Source organism: Sphaerimonospora sp. CA-214678 (assembly GCF_050942215.1).
Lineage (GTDB): Bacteria > Actinomycetota > Actinomycetes > Streptosporangiales > Streptosporangiaceae > Sphaerimonospora.
In genome coordinates this window covers 558,982-574,738 of sequence record NZ_CP192056.1, presented here as the reverse complement: position 1 = coordinate 574,738, position 15,757 = coordinate 558,982, and the positions used below count along the sequence as shown (strand labels likewise).

At 69.9% G+C, this 15,757-nt stretch carries 14 protein-coding genes; 4 read left to right on the top strand and 10 right to left on the bottom strand.

Annotation, left to right across the window (positions count from 1 at the left end; genetic code table 11):
• Positions 1-71 precede the first annotated feature (71 nt).
• On the bottom strand, positions 72-617 hold the full coding sequence (locus ACQP1K_RS02620) for a TetR family transcriptional regulator (protein WP_433499272.1): 546 nt from the start codon (positions 615-617) through the stop codon (positions 72-74).
• A gap of 94 nt (positions 618-711) precedes the next feature.
• Between ACQP1K_RS02620 and ACQP1K_RS02615 the strand changes: the two genes are divergently transcribed.
• Positions 712-1,848, top strand: a complete 1,137-nt coding sequence (locus ACQP1K_RS02615; protein ID WP_433499271.1) for an FAD-dependent oxidoreductase — start codon at positions 712-714, stop codon at positions 1,846-1,848.
• An 8-nt stretch (positions 1,849-1,856) separates the two neighbouring features.
• On the opposite strand, the gene proC is transcribed toward ACQP1K_RS02615, so the two are convergent.
• Positions 1,857-2,651 carry a pyrroline-5-carboxylate reductase gene (gene proC, locus ACQP1K_RS02610; protein ID WP_433499270.1) on the bottom strand — a complete coding sequence of 265 codons (795 nt, stop codon included), beginning with the start codon at positions 2,649-2,651 and terminating at the stop codon, positions 1,857-1,859.
• Positions 2,652-2,859: 208 nt separating this feature from the next.
• Between proC and ACQP1K_RS02605 the strand changes: the two genes are divergently transcribed.
• A complete protein-coding gene (locus ACQP1K_RS02605) occupies positions 2,860-4,431 on the top strand; it encodes an alpha/beta hydrolase (protein WP_433499269.1) in 1,572 nt (523 codons plus the stop codon).
• Positions 4,432-4,492: 61 nt separating this feature from the next.
• On the opposite strand, the gene ACQP1K_RS02600 is transcribed toward ACQP1K_RS02605, so the two are convergent.
• The gene (locus ACQP1K_RS02600; protein WP_433499268.1) at positions 4,493-5,227 is read right to left on the bottom strand and encodes an ABC transporter permease; all 735 of its coding nucleotides are present in this window, start codon (positions 5,225-5,227) and stop codon (positions 4,493-4,495) included.
• Positions 5,224-5,955 (bottom strand): ABC transporter ATP-binding protein, encoded by a 732-nt coding sequence (locus ACQP1K_RS02595; RefSeq protein ID WP_433499267.1) that lies wholly within the window; start codon positions 5,953-5,955, stop codon positions 5,224-5,226. The genes ACQP1K_RS02600 and ACQP1K_RS02595 overlap by 4 nt, the downstream gene beginning before the upstream one ends.
• A gap of 96 nt (positions 5,956-6,051) precedes the next feature.
• Here ACQP1K_RS02595 and ACQP1K_RS02590 point away from each other — a divergent pair, with 96 nt between their 5' ends.
• Together ACQP1K_RS02590 and ACQP1K_RS02585 are read left to right on the top strand one after the other, a co-directional pair.
• Positions 6,052-6,456: a hypothetical protein gene (locus ACQP1K_RS02590; protein ID WP_433499266.1), complete on the top strand. Its 405-nt coding sequence runs from the start codon at positions 6,052-6,054 to the stop codon at positions 6,454-6,456.
• An 84-nt stretch (positions 6,457-6,540) separates the two neighbouring features.
• Positions 6,541-7,047 (top strand): hypothetical protein, encoded by a 507-nt coding sequence (locus tag ACQP1K_RS02585; RefSeq protein WP_433499265.1) that lies wholly within the window; start codon positions 6,541-6,543, stop codon positions 7,045-7,047.
• Positions 7,048-7,298: 251 nt separating this feature from the next.
• On the opposite strand, the gene ACQP1K_RS02580 is transcribed toward ACQP1K_RS02585, so the two are convergent.
• The 6 genes from ACQP1K_RS02580 to dnaK all read right to left on the bottom strand — a co-directional run bounded on the left by ACQP1K_RS02580 (position 7,299) and on the right by dnaK (position 15,422).
• A complete protein-coding gene (locus tag ACQP1K_RS02580) occupies positions 7,299-8,483 on the bottom strand; it encodes a hypothetical protein (protein ID WP_433499264.1) in 1,185 nt (394 codons plus the stop codon).
• A 161-nt stretch (positions 8,484-8,644) separates the two neighbouring features.
• Positions 8,645-11,245: an ATP-dependent chaperone ClpB gene (clpB, locus tag ACQP1K_RS02575; RefSeq protein ID WP_433499263.1), complete on the bottom strand. Its 2,601-nt coding sequence runs from the start codon at positions 11,243-11,245 to the stop codon at positions 8,645-8,647.
• Positions 11,246-11,271: 26 nt separating this feature from the next.
• Positions 11,272-11,619 carry a heat shock protein transcriptional repressor HspR gene (locus tag ACQP1K_RS02570; RefSeq protein WP_433499262.1) on the bottom strand — a complete coding sequence of 116 codons (348 nt, stop codon included), beginning with the start codon at positions 11,617-11,619 and terminating at the stop codon, positions 11,272-11,274.
• A gap of 4 nt (positions 11,620-11,623) precedes the next feature.
• Positions 11,624-12,796 carry a molecular chaperone DnaJ gene (dnaJ, locus tag ACQP1K_RS02565; protein WP_433499261.1) on the bottom strand — a complete coding sequence of 391 codons (1,173 nt, stop codon included), beginning with the start codon at positions 12,794-12,796 and terminating at the stop codon, positions 11,624-11,626.
• 71 nt (positions 12,797-12,867) lie between these two features.
• Complete coding sequence (grpE, locus tag ACQP1K_RS02560) at positions 12,868-13,557, bottom strand: nucleotide exchange factor GrpE (protein ID WP_433499260.1); 690 nt, start codon at positions 13,555-13,557, stop codon at positions 12,868-12,870.
• On the bottom strand, positions 13,554-15,422 hold the full coding sequence (dnaK, locus tag ACQP1K_RS02555) for a molecular chaperone DnaK (protein ID WP_433499259.1): 1,869 nt from the start codon (positions 15,420-15,422) through the stop codon (positions 13,554-13,556). Before dnaK ends, grpE begins: the two co-directional genes overlap by 4 nt.
• Between the last annotated feature and the right edge of the window lie 335 nt (positions 15,423-15,757).

Below are 15,757 nucleotides of genomic sequence, written 5' to 3'. Positions count from 1 at the left end.
GCCACTCGGCCAATCGTAAAGGGATGGTCAAGCGGCGCGTCACTCACCCTGCGGGTCGGTCCTCTGGATCTTCAGGCGGTCAGATAACGCTGGAGCGTCGGGGCGACCCACGCGATGATCTCCTCGCGTGACATCGCCACGACTGGAGGCAGACGCAGGATGTAGCGGCACAGGGCCAGGCCGAGGATCTGGCCGGCGGCGAGTCCTGCCCGCAGGAAGGCGTCTTCCGGGGTGCGGCTGACCGACATGACGATCGGGCCGAGCTGGGTCGCGAAGATATCGCGCATGCGCTCGGCCGCGACCTCGTTGGTCACCCCGGTACGCAGCAGGATCATCAACGCCTCGTTACCCTCCCAGAGGTCGAGGAAGTGTGCCGTCAGCACGGCGCCGAGCCGGTCCGCGGGGACATTCCCCAGGTCGGGCATACGGAGATCGAATTCGGCGGCGACGGCAAACAGCCTGTCCTTGGAACCGAAGTAGCGCATGACCATGGCGGGATCGATGCCCGCATCCGTGGCGACGGCCCGGATCGTGGTCCGCTCATATCCGTCGGCCGCGAACCTTTCCCGGGCCACGGCCAGGATCTTCGCTTTGGTCTCCTCCGATGATCTCCTCATATCGACAATTGTAGGCCAACAAGCGTTGACTTAATCGGCCGACGGTCGCATAGTGATGATGCCAACAAGCGTTGACTGAACGGAGGAGGTACCGATGCTTCCCGCCACAACGGATGTGCTGGTCGTCGGCGCGGGTCCCACCGGTCTCACGACCGCCATCTCCCTGGCCGGCCGCGGCCTCGATGTCATCGTCGCGGACGACCAGGCCGAAGGAGCCAACACATCGAGAGCGGCCGTCGTCCACGCCCGCACGCTGGAGGTCCTGGAACCCCTCGGCGTCTCCGAGCGGCTGGTCGCCCAGGGACTGCACGCTCCACGGTTCACGATCAGGGATCGGAACGGGATCCTCGTCTCGGTACGGTTCGACACCCTGCCGACGCCGTACCCGTACTCGTTGATGATCTCCCAGGCGGCTACCGAGCGGGAACTCCTGCGGCGCCTCGTCGAGCTGGGAGGCCACGTCGCCAGGCCCAGCACGCTGGTGAAACTCGACCAGGACGGCGACGGTGTGACCGCGATGTTCGATGACGGGAGCGAGATCAGCGCGAAGTACCTCGTCGGCGCGGACGGCATGCACAGCACTGTCCGCGGGCAGGTGGGCATCGACTTCGACGGTGGACAGCACGCCGAGTCGTTCAGCCTGACCGACGTACGGCTCAGCGACGGCATGCCGGCCGACGAGGTGCGGCTGTACTTCGCACCGGAGGGGACCATGGTGGTGGCGCCGCTGCCGGACGGGATCTTCCGGATCGTCGCCGCACTGGACGAGGCCCCGGCGGAGCCGGACATCGCCTTCGTCCAGGCCCTGCTGGACTCACGAGGACCGTCAAGGGGCGGACCAGCCGTGCGTGAGGTCCTGTGGGGGTCGAGGTTTCGGGTGCACCACCGCGTCGCCGACACGTACCGCATGGGGCGGGTGCTGCTCGCGGGAGACGCGGCGCACGTCCACAGTCCCGCCGGCGGTCAGGGCATGAACACCGGCATCCTGGACGCCGTAGCGCTCGGCGGGGCGCTGGCGGCCGCTCTGGACGGGGACGAGACCGCGCTGGACTCGTACGAGAAGTCTCGCCGCCCCGCGGCGGTGAAGGTCGTCTCTCTGGCCGACCGGCTCACCCGGCTGGCGACCGTACGGAAGGGCATTCGCCCACTCCGTAACCTGGCGCTGCGGGCGGCGAGCCCGGTCCTGCGCCGGGAGCTCGCGTGGCGCCTGTCAGGCCTTGTGTACCGGTGAGGGACGGATCAGCCTGAGGCGAGCCGGCGGCTGCGGTCGCGGGCGGCCTCGATGGCGTCCAGGAACGCCGCACGCACCCGATGCCGTTCGAGCTCGGCTATGGCCGAGATCGTGGTGCCGCCGGGCGAGGTCACGGCCTCCCGCAGGATCACCGGGTGCTGGCCCGAGTCGCGCAGCATGATCGCCGCGCCGACGATCGACTGGGTGACCATGTCCAGCGCGGCGGCCCTGGGCATGCCCAGCAGGATTCCGGCGTCGACCATGGCCTCGACCAGGTAGAAGAAGTACGCCGGGCCGCTGCCGGACAGCGCGGTCGCCGCGTCCTGCTGCGATTCGGGGATGCGCAGCACCTTGCCCACCGGGCTGAGCAGCGCCTCGGTCCGCGCCAGGTGCTCCTCTTCCGCGTACGTCCCGGCCGAGATGACGCTCATGGCCTCGTCGACCAGGACCGGGGTGTTGGACATGACCCGTACGACCGGGACCTGTACCCCCAGGCGGGACTCGACGAACTGGGTCGTGATGCCGGCGGCCACGGAGATCACCAGCCGGTCGGCCGGCACGAAGGACGCGATCTCGGCCAGCAGTGCCGCCATGTCCTGCGGTTTGACCGCCAGGATCAGCGTCTCGGCGCTCTTGGCGGCCTCGGCGTTGCCCGCCACGACCACGCCGTACCGCTCGCGCAGCGCGTCGGCCCGGTCCGGCCGCCGTGCCGTCGCGATGATCTGCCCGGGCCCGAACCCGGCGCGCAGCAGCCCCGAGAGCAGTGCCTCTCCCATCTTGCCGGTCCCGAGAATCGCGATCATGCCTTTACCTCACTACAGGGATCTTCCTCGCGGCTTGCCGAGCGCGTCGAGCTTACCGCCCGCATGACAGAGCGGCCGTACTCGCATTGCGATTGCGCAATCAACCGCATGTCGCGGCCGATTCTCACTCCCGTTGTCAGGATGATCGCTCGATGGCGTCATAAGCCGGTTCCAGCGGAGGAGCCGCCGACGCCGGAGGGGTAACCAGGTGAAAAAGATCCTCATCGCGCTGGCCGCGGCCGGCCTGGGTCTGAGCGGAGCACTGGTCGGGGGATCCGCGACCGCCGATGCCCGCCGGGCCTCCGAGTACACCCCACCGGCTCCCCGGTGGGCCCAGTGCGAGGACCTCCCGGCGGGCATCGAGTGTGCGATGGTCGAGGTCCCGATGGACCACCGCCGGCCGAAGGGCCAGAAAATCAAGATCGCGGTTTCCCGCAAGAAGGCCACGGACACGGCCCACTACCAGGGCGCGCTGCTGTTCAACCCGGGCGGACCCGGCGGGAGCGGCCTGGCCTACCCGTCCGTCATGGGAGCCCGGCTCGGCGACGAGCTCGCCGCGCGGTACGACCTGATCGGCTTCGACCCGCGCGGCGTCGGCGCCAGCGAGCCCTCGCTCAGCTGCGACCCGCACTACTCCGATCCGGTGCGGCCCGACTACGTGCCGGCCGATCTGACCGAGGAGCTCGCCTGGGCCAGGCGGGCGCGCGGCTACGCGACGGCGTGCGGCGAGAAGTACGGCGCGCTGCTCGAGCACATGACCACGGTCGACGCGGCCGAAGACATGGACCTGATCCGCAAGGCGCTCGGCCGGCGGCAGATCAGCTACGTCGGCTACTCCTACGGCACCTATCTCGGCGCGACCTACGCGACGCTGTTCCCGGACAGGGTGCGCCGCCTGGTCCTGGACAGCATCGTCGACCCCCAGCGGGTCTGGTACGGCCACAACCTCGACCAGAACCAGGCCTTCGAGGCCAGGGCCGATGACTTCTTCGCCTGGATCGCGAAGTACGACTCCACCTACCACCTCGGCACCACCGCCGCCGACGTGGAGAAGGCGTACTACACGGCCCGCGCCAAGCTGAAGGCGACCCCCGCCGAGGACAGGGTCGGGCCGGACGAGCTCGACGACACGTTCCTCGCGGGCGGCTATCTCAAGACCCGCTGGCCGCGCCTGGCCGACGCGCTGTCGCGGTACGTCACGGCCGGCGACGCCGGCCCGCTGGTGAGCGCGTTCGGCGTCTACGGCGACAGCAGCGGTGACGACAACACGCTGGCGGTCTACTCCGCCGTCGAGTGCACCGACGCGCGCTGGCCGCGCCCCTGGGCCGCCTGGCACATCGACTGGTGGCGCTCCTACCGTACGGCGCCCTTCCTGAGCTGGGGCAACGCCTGGTTCAACGCCCAGTGCGCGTACTGGCCGGTCCGGGCGAGGCACCAGCAGCGCATCGACGGCCGGCGGATCCGGAGCGCGCTGTTCTTCCAGGACACCAAGGACGCGGCCACGCCCTATCAGGGCGGCGTCGAGATGCACCGGCTGTTCCCGGCCTCACGTCTGGTGGTCATGGACGGCGGCGGCAACCACGGTCTGACCGGCCGCGGCGACGCGTGCGTCGACGACATCTGGAAGGCGTACCTGACCGACGGCACGCTGCCCGCCGACCGGCCCGGCCCGGACGTGCGCTGCGCGCCGTTCCCCGACCCGGTGCCGCCGTCCGTGTCCGCGACGTTCAAGTCGGCGGCGCCGCAGCCGAGCGACGACTGGGTGCCCGGCGAGCGCTGACGGCAACCCGCCGGAACCACCGGGAGTCCCCGGCCCGCCGCGTCACGGGCCGGGGACCGGTTCATCGGGTCCGGCGAGGCAGCGTGGCGGCCCCGAGGACGAGGGCCAGGAGGGCGGACCCAGCGACGATGAGCACGTCGCGCCAGAACTCCCCGTTCAGCTCGGCGCCGGCCGCCGCGCTCCGCATCGCGTCGATCGCGTACGACATCGGCAGCACGTCGGACAACCATTGCAGCACGGTGGCCATCTGATCTCGCGGCACCAGGATCCCACCGAGGAACGCCTGGGGGAGCATCACCACCGGCATGAACTGCACGGCCTGGAACTCGGTGCGGGCGAACGCGCTGCACAGCAGCCCAAGTGCGGTGCCGAGCACGGCGTTGAGCAGCGCCACGAGCACCAGCGGCCACACCTTCCCCGCCGGATCGTAGCCCAGCCACGTGAGCGAGACCACGAGGGCCAGCGCCACCTGGACGCAGGCCAGCAGGCTGAACGCGACGCCGTACCCGAGGAGGAGATCGAGCTTCCCCAGCGGCATCGCCATCAGCCGCTCCAGCGTGCCCGACGAGCGCTCGCGCAGCGTGGCGATCGAGGTGACGAGGAACATCGTCAGGAAGGGAAAGACGCACAGCAGGATCGGCGTCCAGTGGGCGAAGGACCGCTCGTCGCCGATGACGTAGTAGAGCAGGATCATCACCAGCGTCGGCACCAAGACCATCAGCGCGACCGTGCGGTGGTCGTGCCGCAGCTGGTTCATGATCCGCCGGGCCGTGGCGATCGTTATCCCCGGATTCACGCCGCGGCCGTCCTCTCCTCGATCAGGCGCAGGAACGCCTCCTCCAGATCCGCCGTCCTGGTCCGCTCACGCAGGCCGTCCGGCGTGCCGTCGGCGAGGATCTCCCCCTGACGCAGCACGATGAGCCGCTGACAGCGCGCCGCCTCGTCCATGACATGGCTGGAGACCAGGAGCGTCACCCCGCCCTCGGCGAGGCGGTGGAAGAGCGCCCACAGCTCCTGACGCAGCACGGGGTCGAGCCCGACGGTCGGCTCGTCGAGGATCAGCAGCTCGGGACTGCCCAGCAGCGCGACGGCGAGACCGGCCCGGCCGAGCTGGCCGCCGGAGAGCGTGCCGCCGAGTTGGTGACCGGCGTCGGCGAGCCCGACCTCCGCCAGCACACGCTCGACGTCCTCCCTGGGTGCGCCGAGAACGGCCGCGAAGTAGCGGAGGTTCTCCCTGACCGTGAGGTCGCGATAGATGGCGGGGCTCTGCGTCGAGTAGCCGATGCTGCGGCGCAGTCCGGCGCTTCCTGCCGCCTCGCCGAGTACGGTCACCTCTCCCCCGGCGACGACCTGCACCCCGACGATCGCGCGCATCAGCGTCGTCTTGCCGCATCCGCTCGGGCCGAGCAGGCCGGTGACCTGGCCTCTCGGCACGGTGAACGTGAGGCCGTGCAGCACTTCGGCCCCACCCCTGCGGACCCGCAGATCTCGTACGGCTACGGCGGGCCCGGACAAATTCATCATGCGTTGAATTTAGAGGGTGTGCCGTACACGCGTCAACGGGCGCCTGAACCCGCGGGGCGCCGTATCCGTTGCACAGGTATGCGAACGCTCTGGCTGGTGACACTCCTGTTCATGGCGGCGGCCTGCGGACAGACCCCGTCCACCTCCGCCTCCGCTTCGCCGGACGGGCCCGACCGGCCGGTCGAAACCCAGGCCGGGCCGTCTCCGGCCGTGCCCGTCGGGGACACGCTCGACCCCCGCAAGGTGCAGTGGAGCAGCGCCACCCCCGCGGAAGGCGGGCGATCGCTGGACCTGGTCTGGTGGTCGGGTGTCGAGCCCTGCAACGTGCTCGACCGGGTCGAGGTCGACGAGCGGACGGACAAGGTGATCGTCACGCTCTACGAGGGGCGGGACCGGCGCTCACCCGACGCGGTCTGCATCGAGATCGCGATCCAGAAGACGACCAGGGTGGAGCTGCGCTCGCCGCTCGACGGCAGACAGGTGGTCGACGGCGCCAGGTGAGTACGCTCCGGTCGTCGGTCGGCAGGCCCGTACGGACCGCCGATCATGTTGAACCGGGACGCCGCCGGGTCCGTACCAAGAGGCATGCCTACCATCCACGGCATCACCACCACGGTCGCCGGTGTGGCTATCGCGGCGATCGTCACCACGGTCGTCACCGTCACGGCCGCGCCCGGGGCGCAGGGCGCGGCGAGACACCTCTCCCCCCTGTCCCCACCCAGGCCGGTCGCCCCCGCCGTGGGCCCCTCGTCCCCCGCGGAAACCGTCCCGGCGAAACCGCACGGGCGCACACTCGGCACGCACAAGGTGCGGTGGATCAGCGCCAAGCCCGTCGCCCACGGCAAGCATCTGCGGATCACCTGGTGGTCGGGCGCCGCCCCATGCACGGTGCTCGACCGTGTCAAGGCGAAGGAGACGGCCAAGAAGGTGGTCGTCACGGTCTACGAGGGCGCGGATCCGGCCGCCGAGAACACGATGTGCGCCGCGATCGCCATCAAGAAGTCCACCACCGTGAAGCTGCGCACACCGCTCGGCAAGCGGAAGCTCGTCGACGGCGCCGAGCCGAAGGCCAAGAAGGCCCGGAGGAACTGACCACCCCGGGTCTTCCCGTGGTGCGCACGAAAGACGTCTTGCGCGTGACAGGCATCTTTCGGCGGTGCGCACGGAAGGCGACTCCCGGCAGTGCGCACGAAGGGCGGCCTCCGGCGGTGCGCACGGAAGGCGTCTTCAGGCGGTGCGCACGGAAGGCGTCTTCAGGCGGTGCGCACGGAAGGCGTCTTCTGGTGCGGGCATGCGAAAGGGGGCCGCGTGAACGGCCCCCTTCATTCCGCAGGGATCGCTGGTCAGGGGAGAAGCCGCCGGCCCGTCGCCGCGGCGAAATCGGCCAATGGGCCTGTCGCTGCGGCCCGGGCCAGGGCGGGGGCGGTGATGTCGCCGGCGCTCGGCGTGGCGACCTCCAGTTGCTCGGTCGGCGCCTTCGGGTACACCCGGCCCTCACGCTTGGCGCGGCGTGGGGAGGCCGCCGATTCGGAGGTGGTGGAGGCGGCAGTCGCCTGCCCCTTCTGTCCCGCTTGTCCCGCCAGTCCGGTCTGCTTGGCGGGCCGCTGGCGGCGCTGCCGCTTGTCCCGAGTCGTGGCCGTCTGTGCCGCGCCCGTCTGAGCCGTACTCGATCGGGTCGTGCCGGGCTGGGCCGCGTTGGACCGGGCGGCGTTGGACTGGGCCGTGTTCGATTGGGCCGTGTTCGATTGGGTGGGGCGCGCGTGCCGCGGTGCCGGCCGGGCGGCGTTCCGCTGCCCGGCGGCGGGCTGCGCCTGGTTCGCCTGCTGGTGCGGCTGCGTCGCCTCCGGCCGCGCGTGCGCACCACGGTTCCCGCGGTGCGGACGGTCCTGCGCCTGCCCCGGCAGCGCTCCCGCCGCACCCGCGTCCGCCCTGTGCCGGCCCTCCCCGCGCCGGTGCGGCCGGTTCGCGGCCCCCGCGGGGACACCGGTCGCGTCCGCTGCGCCGGCGGCGTTCGCACCGGCCCGGGCCCCCGACTCCCCTCGCACCTGCGGCTGCCCCGGCTGCGGGTTCGTGATGGGGTGCACCCGGTCCTGCGGGCGCGGATGATGCCGGACCGCGGACATCGGGGCGGAGGGCAGGCAGACCGCGTCGGGCACGCTCGGACGGGCCGGCGCGACGGAGAGGACCGACATGAGCGGCGACTTCGTCGCCGGGAGAGCGGCGTTGCCGCCGGTGGAAGACAGACCCGGGAGGGCCGGAATCGCCGGCGCGCCGCCGGCCGGAAGCGCCCTGACCGAGCGGCCGGGGAGCGAGGGCATGCCCCGGCCCGCTGCCGCTCCCGCGGCATCGGCGACGCTGAGCACCCCCGTGGCCGGCGCGAGAGTGGTGCGCCCGGTCCGGGCGAGGCTGCTGGGAATGGCCCCCGTCTGGGCGCCCCCCGCCGTCGGCTCGCAGACGAGGGTCGCGGCCACGCCGTCGCCCGTCACGGCCGATCCGGCCATCGCCGGGCCGGTCGTGAACCAGCTCACCCCCGCGGTCACCGCCGCCAGCGCGACACACCGCCCTCGTCTACTTCGCGTTGTCCTGGACATCCACGTCCCCCTGATTGCTTGCGGTAGTCCGACGAACGCCGAACGTAGCCAGCGGTGGGGTCCCACGGTGTCGGCTTGCCTGAATGGTGGCGAAGACCTTACCTAACGGCGCGGATGTTCAGCGTGTCACCGGCCGGATCTGAGTCGACGATTACCTCGTCGCCGTCGCGGATCGCCCCCGACAGCAGCTCCTTGGCGAGCTTGTCGCCGATCGCCGACTGGATCAGCCGCCGCAGCGGGCGGGCGCCGTACAGCGGGTCGTAGCCGGTCAGCGCCAGCCATTCGCGGGCGGCCGGCGTGACGGTCAGCCTCAGCCGCCGGTCGGACAGCCGTGCGGCGAGCCGCGAGACCTGCAGGTCCACGATCTGGGCCAACTCCTCGGTGCCGAGCGCGTCGAACAGGATGACGTCGTCGAGCCGGTTGAGGAACTCCGGCTTGAACGCCCCCCGCACCGCGGCCATCACGGTCTCGCGCTTGGCGCCGGCCTCCAGATTCGGATCGACGAGGAACTGCGAACCGATGTTGGAGGTGAGGATCAGGATCGTGTTGCGGAAGTCGACCGTACGGCCCTGGCCGTCGGTGAGCCGACCGTCGTCGAGCACCTGCAGGAGAATGTCGAAGACCTCCGGATGCGCCTTCTCGATCTCGTCGAGGAGCACCACCGTGTACGGCCTGCGGCGGACGGACTCGGTGAGCTGGCCGCCCTCCTCATATCCGACATATCCGGGTGGGGCCCCGACCAGCCGCGCGACGCTGTGCTTCTCGCCGTACTCGCTCATGTCGATCCGGGTCATCGCCCGCTCGTCGTCGAACAGGAACTCCGCCAGCGCCTTGGCCAGCTCCGTCTTGCCGACACCGGTCGGCCCGAGGAAGAGGAACGAGCCGGTCGGGCGGTCGGGGTCGGCGATCCCCGCCCGAGCCCGCCGCACCGCGTCGGAGACGACCTGTACGGCCTGCTGCTGGCCGATCAGACGCCTGCCGAGCTCGTCTTCCATCCTGAGCAGCTTGGCGGTCTCCCCCTCAAGCAGCCGCCCGGCCGGGATGCCGGTCCACGACGAGATCACCTCGGCGATGTCGTCGGGGCCGACCTCCTCCTTGACCATCGGCTCCTCCTCGGCCTCCTCGCCGCCCCTGCTCTCCGCGAGTTCTGTGGCCTCGGCGAGCTCCTTCTCCAGCCGGGGCACCTCGCCGTACATCAGGCGGGAAGCGGCCTCGAAGTCACCGTCGCGCTGAGCCCGCTCGGCCGCGCCGCGCGCCTCGTCGAGCTGCTTCTTCAACTCGCCGACCTTGTTGAGCCCGGCCTTCTCCCGCTCCCAGCGGCCGATCAGGCCGTTCAGCTCCTCCTGCTGGTTGGCCAGCTCCTCGCGGAGCTTCTCCAGCCGCTGACGGCTCGCCTCGTCGGTCTCCTTGGCGAGCGCGAGCTCCTCCATCTTGAGGCGGTCGACGCTGCGCTGGAGCTGGTCGATCTCCACGGGACGCGAGTCGATCTCCATGCGCAGCCGCGACATCGACTCATCGATCAGGTCGATCGCCTTGTCCGGGAGGAACCGCGCGGTGATGTAGCGGTCCGACAGCGTGGCCGCCGCGACCAGCGCGCTGTCGGAGATCTGCACCTGGTGGTGCGCCTCGTAGCGTCCCTTGAGGCCGCGCAGGATCGCGATCGTGTCCTCGACGGTCGGCTCGCCGACATAGACCTGCTGGAACCGCCGTTCCAGCGCGGGGTCCTTCTCGATGCGCTCGCGATACTCGTCGAGCGTGGTCGCGCCGATCATCCGCAGTTCGCCGCGCGCCAGCATGGGCTTGAGCATGTTGCCCGCGTCCATCGCCCCCTCGGCCGCGCCGGCGCCCACCACCGTGTGCAGCTCGTCGATGAACGTGACGATCTGGCCGTCGCTCTTCTTGATCTCGTTGAGCACCGCCTTGAGGCGCTCCTCGAACTCACCGCGGTACTTCGCGCCGGCGACCATCGCGCCGAGGTCGAGCGCGACCAGCCGCTTGTTCCGCAGGCTCTCCGGCACGTCACCGGCCACGATCCGCTGGGCCAGGCCCTCGACCACGGCGGTCTTGCCGACACCCGGCTCGCCGATCAGCACCGGGTTGTTCTTGGTACGGCGGGACAGCACCTGGACGACCCGGCGGATCTCGCCGTCCCGGCCGATCACCGGGTCCAGCTTGCCGGATCTCGCCCGTTCTGTGAGATCGACCCCGTACTTCTCCAGCGCCTGGTAGGTGTCCTCGGGGGTCTCACTGGTCACCCTCGCGTGCCCGCGAACCTTCTCGAAGGCCTCGAGCAGCGCGTCCGGGCCGGCGCCCTCGGCCCTGAGCAGCTCGGCCACCTGCCCGCCGTCCGTCGCCAGCCCGACCAGCAGGTGCTCGGTCGAGACGTACTCGTCCTCGATCTGCTTGGCGCGCTGAGCGGCGGTGTTGAGCGCCGTCAGGAGCTGGCGCGAGCTCGACGGGGCGCTCACCGTCGCACCCTGTGCCTTGGGCAGCCTGTCGAGCAGCTCCTCGGTCCGGGTCCGCAGCCGCTTGGAGTCGGCTCCGACCGCGTCCAGCAGCGGTACGGCGACGCCGCCGTTCTGGGTCAGCAGGGTCGCGAGCAGATGGGCCGGCGCCACCTCGGGGTTGCCCTCCGCCGCCGCGCGCCGGACGGCCCCCGACAGGGCCTCCTGGCTCTTCTGCGTGAGCTTGTAATCCATGTTGCGATCCCCTCGATTCGCGAACGTCAGGCGGGTGGTAGCTCGTAGCGCACAAGCGCGCGCATCATGGTGACCTCGCCTCTGAGACGGGTGACCTCCTCACGCAGGCGGACGTTCTCGGTTTCCAGTTCGAGGATGCGCTTGATGCCGGCGAGATTGATGCCGTGTTCCTGGGACAGCCGCTGGACCTCGCGGAGCAGCAGGATGTCCCGGGTCGAGTACAGCCGTCCGCGACCCGCCGTACGGCCGGGGCTGACGAGGCCGAGCCGGTCGTACTGGCGGAGGGTCTGCGGGTGCAGACCGGAAAGCTGCGCGGCTACCGAGATGACATAGACGGGTGTGTCGTCGGACAGGTCGAAATAGTTCGCATCCATCGGCTCACTCGCTTCTGGCCTGCTTGATCAGCTCTTCGCGGAGGTCGGGGCCCTCGGTCGCGTCGCGGAACTCCTCCAACGCCGCGCGGGCCTTGTCGTCGAGGTTCTGCGGCACCGTGACCTGGACGGTGACCAGCAGGTCGCCCTTGGTCCCGTCCTTGCGTGCGGCGCCTCTGCCGCGCACCCGGAAGGTGCGCCCGTTGGGGGTGCCCTCGGGGATGCGCAGGGTGACCGGCATGCCCTTGAGCGTCGGCACCTTGATCTCGGCGCCGAGCGCGGCCTCCGGGAAGGTCACCGGGACGGTCACCGTCAGGTTCTCCCCGCTGCGGCCGAACACCGAATGCGGTTTCACGTGGACCAGCACGTAAAGGTCGCCGGCAGGGCCGCCGTTCTCCCCCGGAGCGCCCTTGCCCTTGATCCGGATGCGCTGGCCGTCGCCCACGCCCGCCGGAATCCGGGCCTGGATGGTCCGGGTGCTCTTGCCCCGGCCGCTGCCGTCGCACACGGGGCAGGGGTCGTCGACCAGGAGACCCCGGCCGCGGCAGTCGCGGCACGGCTCGGAGAACGCGAAGTTGCCGAGGTTCCGGCTGGCCGCCCCGGTGCCCTCACACGTCGGGCAGACCCTTGGCGTGGTGCCGGCCTTGGCCCCCGTGCCGGAGCACGCACCGCATGCCGCCGAACTGGTCAACCGGAGGGACACCGTCGTTCCGTCGACCGCCTCGCCGAACCCGAGCGTGACCTCCGACTCGATGTCCTGGCCCCGCCGGGGCCTGCCCGCTGTGGTCGTACGGGCACCGCCACCCCGGTTGAAGAGACCGCCGAACAGGTCGCCTATCCGGTCCCCGGTGCCCCCCGTCCCGCCGGAGAACAGGTCCCCGAGGTCGAAGTTGAAGCCTCCCCCTCGGTGGCCTCCCGCTCCGGCGAAGCCGCCGGCGCCGGAACCGAACAGCGTGCGGGCCTCGTCGTACTCCTTGCGGCGCTTGACGTCGGAGAGCACATCGTAGGCCTCGGAGACCCCCTTGAACCTGTCCTCGGCCTTCTTGTTCCCCGGGTTGGCGTCGGGATGGTACTGCCTGGCGAGCTTCCGATAGGCCTTCTTGATGTCCTCGGATGTCGCGTTCTTGGGCACACCAAGGACGGCGTAGTAGTCCTTCTCCAAATAGTCCTTGGTGCTCATCTATCGCTTCCTTCGCAAGGTTCTCGACTGTCTCCCCCGATCATCGCTGACCGGGGGAGACGTCCTCGAATTCAGTTGTCGTCCGGGTCACCGGACACGCCGGTTTCCGCTGATCCGGCAGGCTCGGCCGCCTCCGCAGCGCCGACCGGGGTTTCGCCCTCCGGAGGTTCGGCGACGGCCACGCGGGCCGGGCGCAGGATGCGGTCACCGATCCGATATCCGAGTTGGAAGACCTCGACGCATGTCGGCTCCGTCACCTCCGGCGAGTAGCTGTGCATCAGCGCCTCGTGCACCTCCGGGTCGAACGGGTCGCCCTTCGCGCCGTACGGGCTGAGGCCCAGCTTGCCGAGTGTCGCCTCCAGCGACTCGCTCACCTTGGCGAAGCCTCCGGTGAGCTCGCCGTGGTCACGAGCCCGGCCGATGTCGTCGAGCACGGGCAGGAGCTCGGCGAGCACGTTCGCGGCGGCCTGCTCCCTGACCACGACCCGATCCCGCTCGACACGCTTGCGGTAGTTGCTGTACTCCGCCTGCAGGCGCTGCAGATCGGCCGTCCGCTCGGCGAGGAGACCCGACACCTGCGTGTCGGTCTGGGCCGCTGCCTGCTCCTCCACACCGGGCCGCTCCGCGGCCGACGTGTCCACGGTCGGCGTGTTCTGCTCGGGCCTGTCGACGGACTCGCGGACCTTGCCCGTCTCCGGGTCGATCTTGCGATTGTCGCGGATCACCGGCCCCTCCTCGGAACCGTTCTCACGCGGGGTCACTTGCTGCCGCCCTCCTGCTTAGGCTCGTCATCAACGATCTCCGCCTCGACCACGTCCTCATCGGCCTTGCCCTGCTGGGCATCGGAGGCCGACGCGCCGTCCCCTCCGCTCGCGCCCTGGGACTGGGCGTAGATGGCCGAGCCCATCTTCTGGCTGACGGTCGCGAGCGTCTCGGCAGCGGTGCGGATGGCGGCCGTGTCGGTGCCCTCCAGCGCCTTCTTGAGCTCGGCGAGCGAGTCGTTGACCTCGGTCTTGACGTCGGCCGGGATCTTGTCTTCGTTCTCCCGGAGGAACTTCTCTGTCTGGTAGGCCAGCGCGTCCGCGTTGTTGCGGACCTCGGCCTCCTCACGGCGCTTCTTGTCCTCCTCGGCGTACGACTCCGCCTCGCGCATCATCCGGTCGATGTCGTCCTTCGGCAGCGCCGAGCCGCCGGTGATCGTCATCGACTGCTCCTTGCCCGTACCGAGGTCCTTCGCGGAGACGTTCACGATGCCGTTCGCGTCGATGTCGAAGGTGACCTCGATCTGCGGGATGCCGCGGGGCGCCGGCGCGATGCCGGTCAGTTCGAACGTGGCCAGCTTCTTGTTGTACGCGGCGATCTCACGCTCACCCTGGAACACCTGGATCTGCACCGACGGCTGGTTGTCCTCCGCCGTGGTGAACACCTCCGACCGCTTGGTCGGGATCGTGGTGTTGCGCTCGATGATCTTGGTGAAGATGCCGCCCTTGGTCTCGATGCCGAGGCTGAGCGGGGTGACGTCCAGCAGCAGGACGTCCTTGACCTCGCCCTTGAGCACACCGGCCTGGAGCGCGGCACCGATGGCCACGACCTCGTCCGGGTTGACGCCCTTGTTGGGCTCCTTGCCGCCGGTCAGCTCCTTGACCAGATCGGTCACGGCCGGCATGCGGGTCGAGCCGCCGACGAGCACCACGTGGGCGATGTCGGAGATCTTGACCCCGGCGTCCTTGATCACCTGGTGGAACGGGCCCTTGCAGCGCTCGATCAGGTCTGCGGTGATCCGCTGGAACTCGGCCCGGGTCAGCTTCTCCTCAAGGTGCAGCGGGCCCTCGGAGGAGGCGGTGATGTAGGGCAGGTTGATCGTCGTCTCGGTCTGGGCGGACAGCTCGATCTTGGCCTTCTCCGCCGCCTCACGCAGGCGCTGGAGGGCCATCTTGTCCTTCGACAGGTCCACCCCGTGCGCGTTCTTGAAACGGGTCACCAGCTCGTCGACGACGCGCTGGTCCCAGTCGTCACCGCCCAGGTGGTTGTCGCCGCTGGTGGCCTTCACCTCGACGAAGCCGTGGCCGTCCTCCTGGCCGACGTCGAGCAGGGACACGTCGAAGGTGCCGCCGCCGAGGTCGAAGACGAGGATCGTCTGGTCCTTCTCCTTGTCGAGGCCGTACGCCAGAGCGGCGGAGGTGGGCTCGTTGATGATGCGGAGCACGTTCAGGCCCGCGATCTGACCGGCCTCCTTGGTCGCCTGACGCTGGGCGTCGTTGAAGTACGCCGGAACGGTGATCACCGCGTCGGTGATCTTCTCGCCAAGGTAGGCCTCCGCGTCCTGCTTGAGCTTCTGCAGGACGAACGCGCTGATCTGCTGGGGCGTGAACTTCTTGCCGTCGATCTCGACGGACCAGTTGGTGCCCATCTCGCGCTTGACCGAGCGGATCGTCCGATCCACGTTGGTCACCGCCTGCCGCTTGGCGACCTCGCCGACCAGGACCTCTCCGTTCTTCGCGAAGGCGACCACGGACGGCGTGGTCCGCGAGCCCTGGGCGTTCGCGATGACCGTGGGCTCGCCACCCTCGAGGATCGAGACGACGGAGTTGGTCGTCCCCAGGTCGATACCTACCGCACGTGCCATGAGTACGTCCTTGTAATCAAAGTTGAGTCGGTCAGGCTCAATTTTCTGTCGCCGACGAGCCTTTGTCAAACGACTTGAGCCTACTGGACTCAACCTCGAAGCGCGCAGACTCATTCCCATCCGAAACCGGCCGACGGTGACCCTCGGAGGCCCTCGCAAGCGGCGAGATCAGGGAGTACGGCGCCGCGATCCCCGACTGCAAGATCACCGAGCGTGAAGCGCCTGGTGGGAGCGGCGACAGCCGAGTTTCTGCAAGATCACGAACATCGTCGGCGCAGGTGAGCGGTGGTCTCCGCGAGCAATTGCAAGATCACGCCCGGGGTGGGGGTGGGGGT

Excerpts from the sequence above, each read along its gene's own strand:
- proC (WP_433499270.1), bottom strand. The coding sequence starts at position 2,651 with ATGATCGCGATTCTCGGGACCGGCAAGATGGGAGAGGCACTGCTCTCG.
- ACQP1K_RS02615 (WP_433499271.1), top strand. The coding sequence starts at position 712 with ATGCTTCCCGCCACAACGGATGTGCTGGTCGTCGGCGCGGGTCCCACC.
- dnaJ (WP_433499261.1), bottom strand. The coding sequence starts at position 12,796 with ATGAGCACCAAGGACTATTTGGAGAAGGACTACTACGCCGTCCTTGGT.
- ACQP1K_RS02570 (WP_433499262.1), bottom strand. The coding sequence starts at position 11,619 with ATGGATGCGAACTATTTCGACCTGTCCGACGACACACCCGTCTATGTC.
- dnaK (WP_433499259.1), bottom strand. The coding sequence starts at position 15,422 with ATGGCACGTGCGGTAGGTATCGACCTGGGGACGACCAACTCCGTCGTC.
- clpB (WP_433499263.1), bottom strand. The coding sequence starts at position 11,245 with ATGGATTACAAGCTCACGCAGAAGAGCCAGGAGGCCCTGTCGGGGGCC.
- ACQP1K_RS02595 (WP_433499267.1), bottom strand. The coding sequence starts at position 5,955 with ATGATGAATTTGTCCGGGCCCGCCGTAGCCGTACGAGATCTGCGGGTC.
- ACQP1K_RS02585 (WP_433499265.1), top strand. The coding sequence starts at position 6,541 with ATGCCTACCATCCACGGCATCACCACCACGGTCGCCGGTGTGGCTATC.
- ACQP1K_RS02620 (WP_433499272.1), bottom strand. The coding sequence starts at position 617 with ATGAGGAGATCATCGGAGGAGACCAAAGCGAAGATCCTGGCCGTGGCC.